This window comes from Fannyhessea sp. (genome assembly GCF_986145555.1).
On the sequence record NZ_CFRCNA010000001.1, the window covers coordinates 1 to 13,637 of the forward strand.

Below are 13,637 nucleotides of genomic sequence, written 5' to 3' on the forward strand. Positions count from 1 at the left end.
AGCGAATATGAAGGAGTAATTTGATCGGTTTCTTGCACTTTATTCTGCATAAATTCACGCGTTTTATCCCCATCACGATTATAAACCGCAAGGGTATAGTGATGATGAGAGATGTTAAGCGCAAGGCTTTGACCCATAACGCCCATTCCGTAAACACCCACAAAACAAGCCACGCTTATTGCCTCCTTTTACCTGTAGCAAAGGTTATTCGTACACTTTGCCAACCATTCTAAACTTACAAGTTAGCACCCACCAACAGGGTATCTTACTTACAAGTGTGTGCGCGTGATTACGCGTTTTAGCATAATCAGCATCTATCTACACTATAATTATTTTTTCTTATTATACCCCTATTTAGGAAATATTTTTTCTTAAACGGTCATTTGCGAAAGCTCAACGGTCGATTAAAATCTTCTATCACGCTACACGCTACACTATTGCTACACTATGGTTAGTTTGGGTTTTATGAAAAGACCGCGGAGCTGCATAGTATAAGCTCAACGGCAAAGGACGGCAAATCACGCATAAAACATGTCCAAACAAAAAGGAAAGGTAAAGAAAGAGTATCGCATGAAAAGAATCTCAGTTACCGCAAAAATAAAGTCGCTACTTCCCTCATGCGCAGAAAAAGAACAGGCTATTGCGCAATTTATTCTTCAGCATGTGCGAGAGACTTCGTATATGACAATTCATGAATTGGCAGATAAACTTGGGGTTGCCGATTCAACAATATTTAAGTTTGCGCAAAAGATGGGCTATAAAGGGTTTCGTGATTTTAGAAACGATCTCTTAACCGAAGCCTACGATCCCGAGGTTTCAGTTCACGAGCACATAACAACACGTGATTCTCTTGCAACTATTGCTGCCACCATTTTTCATTCAAGTGTAACCTCTTTACATAACACGCTGGCATTACTTAATGAAGACAATCTCAAGCGCGCGTTGAATCTCATTAACAACGCGCACACGCTTACATTTTTTGGCTGCGGTGGATCAAACATTGTGGCTGCAGACGCCTATCATAAATTCCTGCGATCACCGCTGCATTGTCAAAACGCAATAGACGAACATATTCAAATTATGCAAGCCTCGCTTTTAACCGCGCAAGATGTTGCAATTATTATTAGCCATTCAGGTCTATCTAGAACAACCCTTCAGATTGCTGAAATACTACGCGAAAATAGTGTCCCTATTATTTTTATTACAAGTTACCTGAATACGCCCATTACACGTTTTGCCGATGTTGTGTTTATCTCAGCCTCAGAAGAAACTGGATACCGAAGCGAATCGCTTACAAGCCGCGTTGCACAACTGGTAATTTTGGACACGCTTTTTTGTGCTGTAATGTTTAAATCTGATGATAAAAACGTAGCGCAAACGTTGCATAATATACGCAGCGCAATTAATCGAACAAAAATTGAGGAATAGCGCCTCAAATAAGACAGTGTTAGGAGCCTCATTTTATCAAGCACAAACATGATGCGCACATGCATATACCTGCGTAGTTTAATTTTCTTTGGCAAAATACGCGCTCACAGAGCACTCCAATGTTCTTCGTTATGATGAGCTTTTTTCTTGCTGTGACTGCAATATGCTTTTAGCGACAAATTGGGCATACACCTCAGATCCCCCTATATTAGGGTGTGTTCCATCTTTATAAAACAGCTCAGTTTTGTCCTTAGCAAATTGATGCCAATCAATAAGATGCAGATTATCGTGGCGTTTAACAGCTCGTGTGATGTAATCATTTACATCGTGCTCGTACGAGTCGTTTGAAACAACGGTGCTGATGTATATATCGGTGTCACTAAATTCGGCTGAAAGGCTGTCGAGCATATCGTCGTTAATTATGCCATTGGTACCGAGCGCAAAATACACAACATCCGGAAAATTATCCGAGTGTTTTAGCTCGCGCAAAATGTTTAAACCTGCAGGTATCTGACGACTATTCGTTGCGTCAATAGTCATATTCGGTAAAATTTTGCCCAATTGTTTACGACACATTTTAAGCACTGAATCGCCCACAGCAAAAATTTTAATGTTGTTTGCAATTGCTGCCTCATCCTTAGTAATCCCAAGTTCAGGATATTGTGCAATAACCTTATCAAACTGCGCGATGTTGTCAGGCTTTTCACATGGCGTCGTACCAGCAGTACTGTCTTCTTCCTCCTGCTGCGAAGCGTCCTCGTCCGATTGCTGTGTATCGTTTGTTGTGGTCTGCGCGTTTTCGTCGTCATCATCAGCAAGACGACTTTGCATTTCGCGCACATCTTCAGGCGCACCAACAGGCGCATGTATGCACGTCCACGCAAAGCAGGCGATAAGAGCCGAAAATACCAAAAGTACAAGCATTTTTGCCCGACCATGCGCTTGATTTTTATGCAACGCATAAGGCGCACACCAGTTAACTAAAGCCATCAAATGTTTTTCGCTTATCTGATAGGTAAGCTCCGCCAAAATAAGCAGAAAAACGGCTTGCATAATAACTGCCGATCCATAAGAAACACCCGGAGGGTTAAAACCAGCTTTGCCAAATACCCATAAGGTATATTGCCACAGATAAAGGCTATAACTACGTTTGCCCAAATACATAAGGACGGGATTACCAATCAGACGTGCAGAAAAGCCAGACTTATCAACTGACGTTGCCAACGCCACAAGAAGAACTACGTTAAACAAGACCATTCCGCCATAATATGCAAACCACGTATCACCAGCCAGAAACATCATGCACCAAATTGTAATAATGCACGCCAACAGGCTTTTAACTGTGCCTAACGTACGAGCACGCTGATACCAATCAACCAGTGTTTGTCGGCTAAAACGACACGCCAATGCAGCCCCTAGCAAAAACGAAAAGACGCGTGTATCACTTCCATAGTAAGCGCGCGTAATATTATGTATAGATAGCTGATACATAACGGCTAACAATACAGCAGAAACCACTGCGCCTATAAGGGAAACTCTCAACAGTGCACGACGAGGTGCGCGCGAAGCCAGTTTGCCCACGATCCATACGACAAACGGCCAAAACAAGTAAATTTGCATTTCAACTGCTAATGCCCACATGTGGGTAAACATATCGGGTAGAGCAAAGTGCTGAAAATACGATAGATTTTGGCTAATCTGCCACCAGTTATTAATACCAAGCAGGGTTGAAAATGCACTTGCAGAGAAATTGTAGAACAGGTCATGGTTTAAAAAGTTTGCCCATAAGGTAGCAACCAGCATAAACAATATCATTGGTGGATAAAGCCGCTTAATACGCCGTGCATAAAATCTTATAATCGAAATCTTTTTATGCAGTTCAAATTCGGACAAAAAAGAATCTGTTACAAGGTATCCCGATAAGGTAAGAAAAATAATAACGCCTAAATAGCCACCTTGAACGGTATGAGGAAACCAGTGATAAAGGCATACAAAAAGAACGGCAAGACCGCGCCAAGCCGTGAAGGATTTGATCATGTGAGCTGGGTTTTGACGCATAATGTTTCCTCAAGAATTACCAACATCTACATTTTTATTTTAACTCATTATGTAAGTTCAAAAAGGTGCTCCGCACAGCACATAAACCGTCCGAAGCACAATCACAAAACAAACATATGTTCTATACTTATCCGCGCACAAATGAGCACAATTAGCATGCAGGAATGGTTTTGAGGCCTCTCATATACGGCTGCAAAGCCTCGGGCACACTAATAGATCCGTCGGCATTTTGATAATTTTCCATAATAGCCGCCATGCATCTTCCTACCGCCAAACCAGAGCCATTAAGCGTGTGAACATAACGTGTACCCTTAAACTCACTTGGATCACGATACTTTATATTTGCACGACGCGCTTGGAAATCCCAGCAATTTGAGCACGAAGAAATTTCTTTGTAATTGTTGTAGCTTGGAAGCCAAACCTCAAGGTCATAGCACTTGCATGCAGAAAAACCAATATCGCCCGTGCAAAGCGAAACAACACGATATGCAAGCCCTAATACCTGCAAGCACTTCTCGGCCTCAGCAACCATAGACTCAAGCTGATTCATGGAGTCTTCAGGCTTTGCAAACTTTACCATTTCAACTTTATCAAATTCATGAACGCGAATGATACCGCGTGTATCTCTACCTGCAGAACCAGCCTCTTCTCTAAAGCATGGCGTAAACGCAGTGTATTTGAGTGGCAGCTGTGAAGCGTCAAGCACTTCATCGCGATGCAGGTTGGTAAGCATAACCTCGGCAGTTGGAATAAGATAGAGGTCGTTGCTTACATGGAACAAGTCTTCGTCGAACTTGGGGAGCTGTCCTGTTCCAAAGAGCGAATCATAGTTGGTTAATACAGGAGGCCACCACTCTTTGAAGCCTGCCTCGTTGTGCATATCAATAAAGAAATTGATGAGCGCACGCTCCATTTGCGCACCATAACCACCAAGCACATAAAAACGCGAGCCCGCAAGCTTTACACCACGATCAAAATCGATCATATGGGTTTGCGTACCCAAATCCCAGTGAGCTTTTGCATCAAAATCAAAGGAGCGTGGAGTTCCCCATTTGCGAACTTCTTTGTTCTCGCTATCGTCTTTACCATAAGGAACGCTTTCATGAGGAATATTAGGGATAGCGCTCACTAAATCATGAAGCTGCTTTTCGGCAGACGCGCGTTGCTCTTCCAGCTCGGCAATGCGAGCTTTACCAGCTGCAACCTGTTCTTTTGCAGCCTGCGCCTCGTCTTTTTTTCCTTCTTGCATAAGCTTACCAATTTGCTTTGAGGCACTATTGCGCTCGGCTTGCAAACGCTCAACTTCTACAATGGTTGATCGGCGTAACTCATCAAGTTTAAAAAATTGTTCCCTATCCCAATGTGCATTCTGTCGCGATGCGCACGACTTATCTACCACGTCGGGGTTTTCCCTCACAAACCTGATATCAAGCATTGCTACTCCTTTTGCGTTACCAACTTTGCTCATCAAAGCACTGTTATACAAAAACTGTTAAACTACTCGTACGTAATATGTGTTTAACTATACGCCATTCAGGCATAATTACCTATATATACGCACTAAAGTATATACTTGTTCTATAAAAGATTTACACACTCCTTGGGAAAGGATGTATATGGACGCAATAAATGACTTTTTTACCTGGTTATTCGCAAGCCGACAAGGTGTTTTGGTGCTTGTTTTAGGCGGAATTGTGTTCTTTGTCCTTATTTCTATTTTCCTTGAAATCAAAACACGTCAGCGCTTTAAAAACCACAAAAAGCAACAAGGTGATTGGGATTTGTTTGATTCTGATGACGAAAGTGGTTGGAGCGATTTTGAAGAAGACAACAAATAGAGGCTGTAAAACACAGGTAGAGCGCAAAAAACACGAAGTCATAAAAGCCGTAAAGTAGCAACGTAATTGCACAGCTAGGAGATTTGTTAGTAAATCGTGGTGCGGGCGAAAGGACTTGAACCTTCACGAGGGAACCCTCATATGCACCTGAAGCATACGCGTCTGCCAATTCCGCCACGCCCGCATGGGTAGAAATTTTACTCCAATTTGGTAAACTTATGCAATAACGCATGTGCGTATTGAAGAAAAAAGTATAACATCACATGTGCAGCAATGTGTCATGCCAACCAAAAACGAAGTTCAAAAGGACACATTATGAGGAACGATCATTACACGCCACCTGCCTATTCGCCACAGCAATCCCGTGCATTTCATAACGGGAGCACTGCTGCGGATTCTGATTTTTCGCAAAGAGCTGACGCTTACGAAACTTCATACGACCAACAAATCCAAAACAGCGTTTTACAAGGTCGTTATCGCGTTATGGACGAATGCACCACGGGAGGTTTTGGCGATATTCTTATTTCGTGGGACACACGCCTTCAACGTCGTGTTGCAATTAAGCGTATTCCGCTTTTTAGCGGCGCTGAATATGATGATTTTTCAAGTCAAGACGGCGCATATAACCACATAAGTTCAACCATGCAAGAGGCGCTACAAGAAGCACGAGCCGCGTCAAGACTCTCGCATCCCAATATTGTATCGATGTACGACTTTGAAACCGATAGTATGTATGCCTATCTTGTTATGGAGTATATCGACGGTCTTACGCTGCAAGAGTTGCTTGGACGCGTCGAAGGTGGCACGCTCACGGGCGATGAGGCAAGTTATGTGTGTCGAGCTCTTTGTTCGGCACTGGCATGCGCACATAAAAATAGGGTGCTTCATCTAGACATTAAGCCGTCAAACATCATGTTTGATCAAAACGGCTGCGTTAAACTCTGCGATTTTGGCATGGCGTCGCTGGCTTCGGCAACTGGATACGGCGATGCGCGCGGAGGAACCGTGGGCTATATGTCTTGCGAGCAAATATCGGGAGATTTGGTAGACGAGCGAAGCGATATCTTCTCGCTTGCAACCGTAATGTGGCAGTGTCTTACAGGCACATGTCCATTTGCAGCAAACACGGCAGAAGCATCGCGCAAGCTCATTGAAAAGGGAATTAAAAAGTCGCTTTCCGACTACGCAAGCGATCTTGCTCCTGTAAGTCAAACTCTTGTTGATCAAAGCTTAAAGGCGGCGCTCACCGCAAATCCAACGCTTAGGTGTGCACATGTAGAAAATCTCTCACATCAAATTGGTGAAGTATTAGGCGACGAAAACGAGGGTAAGCGCTCTATTGCGCAACTGGTGCAACAAGCTCTTGAAACAGACGAGGGAGCTACAGAATTTGATAAGTACAAACTTCCTTTTGGGTATCGCCACCCTCATGTGCTTCCCTATGCAAAAAAGGTGCTTAACGCCGCGTGCGGAATAAGTGGCGTATGGATTCCTCTGGCAGGAATCGTGCGGTTTTTTGCTCATTTGTGCGCGCCATGTACATTTGAAGGCATTTCCTTTTTTACGCAAGGTCTTGGCGGCACTCCTTTGATAGTTTTTTTTGCATGTGCTTGCGTTATAGGTGTTTTATCAGCCTTTATACCGTTTAGTGCAGTAGGCATTATATGCCTTATATATGCATTTTCGCTTATACTACATCCACAATTTCTAACAGGCATTGGTGCCTTACTCCCCATCGTGTTAGCTGTCTTAAGCCTTGCCTGGCTCATCGTATGCGTACGCAAAAATACATGGGTATCAAGCTGCGCACTTATTGGAATTGCTACCCAGAATCCCTTCATGGCTGCACTGGTTATTCCCTCTCATGTGCAGCCGATTCCTGCATGTATACACTGTTTTGCATTGTGGCTCATCGTTCATCTTACAAGCTGGACCACCATGGCTGCATCCAACCCTCAACAGGTTTGCGCGTACCTGTTTCATCTTATACAACAACCAGCACTTATAGCTCTTGGTATAAGCGCTGCAAGCACGGCTCTTGCCGCATACCTTTTGCAACAAACCCAAAGCGCATGGCTTAGATACACCGTTCAAATCGCTGCAAGCACCCTTATGCTCTATGCGTTTATTACATCGCATACCATTATTGACATGGAGAGTTGCGGTATATACTCAATTGTGGATATCACGCGAATCGCTCTTGCGTTATGCTTAAGTATCCTTATGTTTATTGTGATGAAGTTAGACGATTCACAACCTGCAGGTGAGGAGATTGAGAATGTCTATGAACTTAATTAAAACGTTTGAAGAAAGAATGAACACCATATTCGGGAGCTCCACCGAGGGCTTTACCGCACCTTTTTCGATAAAAAAGCTTGCTAAACGCGCAGCTCGCGAAATGGAAGCAGAAACATTTGAAATAGACGGGATCAACACCGCTCCCGCTCTTTATACCGTACTGGTTTCCCCCACCGATGACGCTACCATGCGATCATTGTATGTAAAGCTCATCAGCGAAATCTCTGCTTTTATCGAAGCAAAAGCACAGTCAAAATCCTATGTTTTTACAGGTAAGCCACTCATTCGCTTTATGGTTGACCCCGGACTTAAAAGCGGAAAATTTGCCGTCTTTGCCGAAAACATAGATGCGTCCACGCTTGCGCGTCTTCGCGCTGAAGAAGACGCGTTCCTTTCGGGTTCATTGGGCGTTGGTGGCGCCGCACAAGAACAGCTTCATGGTGAAGTTAAAATGGTTAATCCACCACGCGCTCGGCAGCGAAACGCTCGTTTTTCTGAGCAAGCAACTCCTCAGCCACCCGTAAGCTCGCCTAACGCTCTGTCTAGTGTGCCCAATGAGGGAGCACGCGTCGCACAAAGCAAACCAGCATATAAGCCAACGCCTCGGCAAAACGAAGTTGCAGCAGCTAATCCGCAAAATTCGTACAAACGAGGTGTGGTTGCTATTCCCGACGAAACTTCTGCAGGAGATTTTGCGCCGCTTATTGGCGGACAAGACCTCGATTTATCTGCAGGTTTAAGCGTTTTGCCTTCAAACCTTGCTACCATAGGCTCGGCTTCCATCAACACGCCTCCCATAAGCGTTATGCCTGCAGTCCAAAACGTCCAGCACACACCTTTAGTTAACGCGCGCGCAGATAATTGGGCTCGCCACGCAACCGTAGCAGACGACGCAAACTCCAATAGGTACGCACAAAACGCCTATCCTGCAGCTCCTGATGGCATGGCTCCCACGCAAAGAAGAGATTCATTCTCGCAACCTGCGCAAAATTATGCCGAAACAGCTACTCCTACCTCGCTGCTTATCAATCATCAGACAGGCGAAACGTACGAGGTCTTTGCGCCGCAAACCATTATTGGGCGCGAACGTTCGCACGCGCAAATTGTGTTACGCGATTCAAATATTTCGCGTCGTCACGCGCAAATAACATACAACGGAAGAAATTGGTTGATACAAGATCTTGGTTCAACCAATGGAACGCAGGTAAACAACATGACGGTAGACAGTTGCGTTTTGCGCAACGGTGACATCATAACGCTTGCGCTTACTAACTTGGAATTTAGGGAGAACTAGCATGTTTGACCTCGTATTATTTGCAGGTCGAATCATATTGGTCGTGTTCTTGTACCTGTTTTTGTTTTTAGTTATGAAGACAGGAATAGGTCTTGTCAGACGACAGCGAACAGATGATGCGATTTGGTATATTGATTGCGAGAAAGGCAGCAAACAACTGCGCGGCTTGCATATAGACGTTCTTGGACCAGTGCTTATCGGGCGCTCTCCTTCATCGGATATTGTTATTGACGAACCCTTTGTTTCTGCATCTCATGCACGCTTTTCGCTGCAAGGGCCCGCATTGGTATTAGAAGATCTCCACTCAACGAATGGCACCCTTGTTAATGGATGTCCTATCGACGAACCTGTTGCGCTGCGCGACGGCGATGAAATACAAATTGGAGATACCATCATGAAGGTGAATCGCCGATGAAATCTTTTCCCTTATCAAGAAAAGATTTGGAGGATTTTTTTGGCGCAAACGCAAAGAAAATTTCCCGTCTTGCGCATGTCAAAGTTGCCAATAGTCCTGGTCACGAATCAATTTCGGTAGAAAATAGAGAAGGCACCGATTCTAGGTCGGGAACCAATGCACGCCTTATGTGGGGCGCGCGTACCGATGTTGGTTTAGTGCGCGAGCATAACGAAGACTCGTTTTTGGTGCAACCTCCCCTTTTTGCTGTGTGTGACGGCATGGGCGGTCACGCCGCAGGTGAAGTGGCAAGTTTTATTGCGGTTGAAACAATTGGAAAGCAAGCGCCTCATTGCGCGAACGATGTTTTATTGGGCGCAAGCGTTGAGGCTGCAAACACCGAAATTATAAATCAGGCAGCGCAAGGACACGGAAAACCAGGCATGGGTTGTACTGCTTCGTGCGCTTTAATAGAAAACAACAAAATTGCTATTGCGCATGTGGGCGATTCTCGCATCTATCTTTTACACAACGGCTCGCTTGTTCGTCTTACGCACGACCACTCATTTGTAGAAGAGCTGGTAGATGCAGGAGAAATTACAGCCGATGAAGCGCGTGTTCACCCATCACGCTCCATTATTACGCGCGCCCTTGGCTCTGATCCCGACATGTATGCCGATCACTTTAAGCTAGATATTAACACGGGTGACCGCATTATTATCTGTTCGGATGGTCTTTCATCTATGATAGAAGATGCAAAAATCGAGTCGCTTGCAGTTAGTGCCGTGCACCCTCAATCATGCGCAGATAATTTAGTTGCCGCAGCTCTTGAAGCTGGAGGACTTGATAACGTTACGGTAGTTGTTGTAGACATTAAAGACGACGGCGCACCGCAAAAAAGCAAACATATGCACATGAGACGTTTATACGTCACTGGCGCGTGTGCGCTTTTATCACTTATTATGTGTTTAATCATGGGTCTTATGGTTGTAAGCACATCTTGGTATTTAGGCATAAACGATAAAACCGTAGGAATTTATCAAGGGGTAAACAATAGGATTTTTGGCATACAACTTTCTCATCTGTCGGGTTCAACCTCTGTTGAAGTAAAAGATCTGCCACTTACCACGCAAAAAGACCTCGAAGGAGGGGTTCGCGTAGGAAGCGAACAAGAAGCGCGTAGTGTGGTAGAAAATTATCGTGATCAAATTGATGCCGAAAAAAGCGCAGCCGCTATAGCGGAGCAGCGCGCCTCGGAAGGAACGTCTGCTGGTAGTAAAACTCCCGAAGCAGACGATCAAACGGATAATGAGTCTACACAAGATACCAATTCTAAATCCTCCACACCAACAAGTGAGGTGAATAAATGAGCCAAAACGCCAACACAAGACGAACCATGGAGCTGGGGCTGTTGATAGCGGCAGCTATTCCAACCACGCTTCTTTACGCACTCTACATTATGAATGCGCATGTAGAACTATCTGTATTTTCTTTGTCGGTTCCACTTGGTTTGTTTGCGGCTTTTGCCGTATCTCATCTTGCTGTCCGAATCTATGCACCAGGTGCCGATCCCGTTATTTTACCAATTGTCTTTTTCTTATCAGGTACAGGCATAGCTTTTGTTACTAGGCTTTCCCCCGAACTGGCAATTAGTCAGGTTTTATGGCTCTTCTTAGGAGTGGTAGCACTGGTAGTAACATTGGCTGTAGTACCCGGCATAGAAAAGCTCTCCTCGTATAAATTTACGCTGGGAGCAGCAGGAGTTATGTGCTTGCTTATTCCTATGCTTATAGGAACAGAGCGCGGTGGGTCAAAACTTTGGCTCAGTTTTGGCGCATTTTCGTTTCAACCGGGCGAGCTTGCTAAGGTGCTTATCGTTCTCTTTTTATCCTTCTACTTAGCAAAAAATAGAGAATTACTTTCTGCTTCGGCTCTTCATATTGGACGCTTTAAAATCCCACAGCCACGCATGTTGGCACCGCTTTTGGTAATGTGGGGACTCTCGCTGTTAATTGTCATCTTTGAGCGCGACTTAGGAAGCGCACTGTTGTTCTTTGCGTTCTTTGTTGTTATGCTCTACGTTTGCACAGGTAGAGTAAGCTATGTCATTATCTCGCTTGTGTTGTTGATACTTGGTGGAATTCTGTGTTATCACCTGTTCAGCCATGTACAAACACGCGTACAAATTTGGCTTAATCCTTTTAGTGATCCTAGCAACAAAGGCCTTCAAATAGTGCAATCGCTCTACTCACTTGCAGATGGTGGCCTAGTAGGAAGCGGTATTGGACGCGGTCTTGCAACCCTTATTCCGGTAGTTGCCTCAGACTTTATTTTTTCGGCAATTGGTGAAGAAATGGGCCTGTTAGGGAGTTCAGCCGTTTTGCTGGCGTATGTTGTACTGGCAATACGAGGCCTTGCAACGGCAGCTCGTGCAAAATCAGATATTGCCGCATTTGCCGCAACTGGACTTACTGCCTCGCTTGTTATACAGGCTTTTATCATCGTTGGTGGCGTTACCAAACTTTTACCGCTTACTGGCGTAACCTTGCCTTTTATTAGCCAAGGAGGAAGCTCTTTACTGGCAAGCTTTATAATTGTTGCGCTTTTACTTAAAGCGGGTGACGAAGGAACGGGCAGAAGCACCGATATTAACGTTTGCGAGCAAAGTTCTTCAATACTGTTACAAGAAGACGAAAATTCATCTCATGCGTCCGTGTTGCATGGCGCGCACGTACGAGGTGGTTTTAAGATCGACACACCCGAATCGGGTATACTAGGAAGAGTTGCACTTGGAAATAGGCTCGTAAAGCTGGTTACCGCGTTTTGTATCCTTTTTGCACTTCTGATTGCAAACCTTACGAACATCCAGGTTATCAGCGCAAAAACATTCCAAAAAATGCCTGGCAACAACCACACCATTGCAAAAACATCAAACATAAAACGTGGATCCATCATCAGTTCCGATGGCGTTACGCTGGCAGAAAGCGTTAAGCAAAACGATGGAAAATCATATGTGCGCAAACACCCTGAAGGATCGCTGGCGGCGCATACCTTGGGATATGCCTCTGTTCGATATGGTACGTCGGGTGTAGAAGCGCGTCTTAACGACACACTCATTAACAACGGCAACTATACGTCACTTAACGATGTACTCTTATCTTTGGCAGGAGCTGCAAAACCAGGGTCGTCGGCAGTACTTACGATAAACTCTCAAATGCAAAAAGTAGCTGAGAAAGCACTGGAAGGATACACTGGCTCTGTTGTTGCGCTTAATCCAACCACGGGGGCAATTCTTGCAAAAGCTTCCAATCCAACCTTTAACCCCGATAATCTCGACGAAGTGATGAGCAACTCAAGCACCAAAGGTCAATTACTTGATAGAAGCACACAAACGCTGTACGCACCTGGTTCTACCTTCAAAGTTGTTACTTTGGCTGCCGCTCTTGACTCAGGAATATCTTCTCTTGATTCAAAAATTTCAGCACCCGCAAAAATAACGATTGGCAACGGAGATCTCTCTAATTACAAAAATCAAGACTTTAATTACAAAAATCAAGACTTTGGACAAATAACACTTAAAGATGCGCTTAGATTTTCGGCGAATACAGCATTTGGTCAGCTGGGAACACAGGTAGGCGCTTCTAAACTGGTCAATTATGCACAAGGCTTTGGCTTTGGATCATCTTTAGGTCAAGACTTTACTACTTCATCTTCGCTTATGCCTAAGCCTTCAGAAATGACCGAATGGGAAACCGCCTGGGCTGCATGCGGACAGCCTGTAGGTATGCACGCAAGCCCCGTTGGTCCTCAAATCACCGTTATGCAAAATGCTGTTATTGCTGCAGCTGTTGCAAATGGCGGCGTGGTTATGAATCCATTTGTAATTGATCATTTACTCACCTCAGAAGGCGTCAGCACTTCTAAAACGCAACCAAAGGTTTTGGGTCAGGTAATCTCTGCGCAAACAGCCGACAAACTTAAAGAAGCAATGCTTGACGTTGTGGAACAAGGAACAGGTCAACCCGCACGTATAAAAGGCGTAAAGGTTGCAGGTAAAACGGGTACTGCCGAAGTTTCGCCTCAGGTGTCAAACTCTTTGTTCATTGGCTTTGCACCCTTTGACAAACCAACTATTGCAATCTCGGTATGTGTAGAGGGATCCTCTGAACAAGACGTACATAACAAAGCTGCTGCTATTGCAGGAAAAATTCTTGCAGGATGTCTAAACATACAAGCGTTAGGAGCGGCAAAATGATACGATTTTACCTGCTCTACCTGCGTTACAAACGCTTAGCACACCTGCCGTGTATGGTGCATAACAAATGGC

Annotated in this window: 10 protein-coding genes and 1 tRNA gene; 7 read left to right on the forward strand and 4 right to left on the reverse strand. The window is 44.7% G+C overall.

Going from position 1 to position 13,637, the window contains the following annotated elements; all coding sequences use genetic code 11:
• Nucleotides 1-173 (reverse strand): NAD(P)-binding domain-containing protein (locus tag AC5GD6_RS00005; RefSeq protein WP_491846007.1); only part of this gene is annotated, 173 nt, incomplete at its 3' end.
• Between the two features lie 397 nt (nt 174-570).
• Here AC5GD6_RS00005 and AC5GD6_RS00010 point away from each other — a divergent pair.
• Nucleotides 571-1,428, forward strand: a complete 858-nt coding sequence (locus AC5GD6_RS00010) for a MurR/RpiR family transcriptional regulator (protein WP_491845951.1) — start codon at nt 571-573, stop codon at nt 1,426-1,428.
• A gap of 129 nt (nt 1,429-1,557) precedes the next feature.
• On the opposite strand, the gene AC5GD6_RS00015 is transcribed toward AC5GD6_RS00010, so the two are convergent.
• Complete coding sequence (locus tag AC5GD6_RS00015; protein ID WP_491845952.1) at nt 1,558-3,486, reverse strand: acyltransferase family protein; 1,929 nt, start codon at nt 3,484-3,486, stop codon at nt 1,558-1,560.
• Between the two features lie 151 nt (nt 3,487-3,637).
• Nucleotides 3,638-4,921, reverse strand: a complete 1,284-nt coding sequence (gene serS / locus AC5GD6_RS00020; protein ID WP_061103304.1) for a serine--tRNA ligase — start codon at nt 4,919-4,921, stop codon at nt 3,638-3,640.
• Between the two features lie 181 nt (nt 4,922-5,102).
• Here serS and AC5GD6_RS00025 point away from each other — a divergent pair, with 181 nt between their 5' ends.
• Nucleotides 5,103-5,324, forward strand: a complete 222-nt coding sequence (locus tag AC5GD6_RS00025; RefSeq protein WP_061103305.1) for a DUF6724 family protein — start codon at nt 5,103-5,105, stop codon at nt 5,322-5,324.
• Nucleotides 5,325-5,421: 97 nt separating this feature from the next.
• Here the strand turns inward: AC5GD6_RS00025 and AC5GD6_RS00030 are convergent.
• Nucleotides 5,422-5,508, reverse strand: a tRNA-Leu gene (locus tag AC5GD6_RS00030).
• A 131-nt stretch (nt 5,509-5,639) separates the two neighbouring features.
• On the opposite strand from AC5GD6_RS00030, the gene AC5GD6_RS00035 reads away from it, so the two are divergent.
• The 5 genes from AC5GD6_RS00035 to AC5GD6_RS00055 are packed head-to-tail and all read left to right on the forward strand — an operon-like array spanning nt 5,640 to nt 13,565.
• Entirely contained in the window at nt 5,640-7,622 is a 1,983-nt protein-coding gene (locus AC5GD6_RS00035; RefSeq protein WP_491845953.1) for a serine/threonine-protein kinase, read from the forward strand.
• Nucleotides 7,609-8,916, forward strand: a complete 1,308-nt coding sequence (locus AC5GD6_RS00040) for an FHA domain-containing protein (RefSeq protein WP_311431219.1) — start codon at nt 7,609-7,611, stop codon at nt 8,914-8,916. Before AC5GD6_RS00035 ends, AC5GD6_RS00040 begins: the two co-directional genes overlap by 14 nt.
• A gap of 1 nt (nt 8,917) precedes the next feature.
• Complete coding sequence (locus AC5GD6_RS00045) at nt 8,918-9,331, forward strand: FHA domain-containing protein (protein ID WP_061103308.1); 414 nt, start codon at nt 8,918-8,920, stop codon at nt 9,329-9,331.
• Nucleotides 9,328-10,680 (forward strand): Stp1/IreP family PP2C-type Ser/Thr phosphatase, encoded by a 1,353-nt coding sequence (locus AC5GD6_RS00050; protein WP_303869935.1) that lies wholly within the window; start codon nt 9,328-9,330, stop codon nt 10,678-10,680. The genes AC5GD6_RS00045 and AC5GD6_RS00050 overlap by 4 nt, the downstream gene beginning before the upstream one ends.
• Nucleotides 10,677-13,565, forward strand: a complete 2,889-nt coding sequence (locus AC5GD6_RS00055) for an FtsW/RodA/SpoVE family cell cycle protein (protein ID WP_416429042.1) — start codon at nt 10,677-10,679, stop codon at nt 13,563-13,565. The genes AC5GD6_RS00050 and AC5GD6_RS00055 overlap by 4 nt, the downstream gene beginning before the upstream one ends.
• Nucleotides 13,566-13,637: the final 72 nt, after the last annotated feature.

What these genes read in the sequence shown, in the direction of transcription:
- AC5GD6_RS00010 (WP_491845951.1), top strand. Translation starts at nt 571, where the DNA reads ATGAAAAGAATCTCAGTTACCGCAAAAATAAAGTCGCTACTTCCCTCA.
- AC5GD6_RS00015 (WP_491845952.1), bottom strand. Translation starts at nt 3,486, where the DNA reads ATGCGTCAAAACCCAGCTCACATGATCAAATCCTTCACGGCTTGGCGC.
- serS (WP_061103304.1), bottom strand. Translation starts at nt 4,921, where the DNA reads ATGCTTGATATCAGGTTTGTGAGGGAAAACCCCGACGTGGTAGATAAG.
- AC5GD6_RS00025 (WP_061103305.1), top strand. Translation starts at nt 5,103, where the DNA reads ATGGACGCAATAAATGACTTTTTTACCTGGTTATTCGCAAGCCGACAA.
- AC5GD6_RS00035 (WP_491845953.1), top strand. Translation starts at nt 5,640, where the DNA reads ATGAGGAACGATCATTACACGCCACCTGCCTATTCGCCACAGCAATCC.
- AC5GD6_RS00040 (WP_311431219.1), top strand. Translation starts at nt 7,609, where the DNA reads ATGAACTTAATTAAAACGTTTGAAGAAAGAATGAACACCATATTCGGG.
- AC5GD6_RS00045 (WP_061103308.1), top strand. Translation starts at nt 8,918, where the DNA reads ATGTTTGACCTCGTATTATTTGCAGGTCGAATCATATTGGTCGTGTTC.
- AC5GD6_RS00050 (WP_303869935.1), top strand. Translation starts at nt 9,328, where the DNA reads ATGAAATCTTTTCCCTTATCAAGAAAAGATTTGGAGGATTTTTTTGGC.
- AC5GD6_RS00055 (WP_416429042.1), top strand. Translation starts at nt 10,677, where the DNA reads ATGAGCCAAAACGCCAACACAAGACGAACCATGGAGCTGGGGCTGTTG.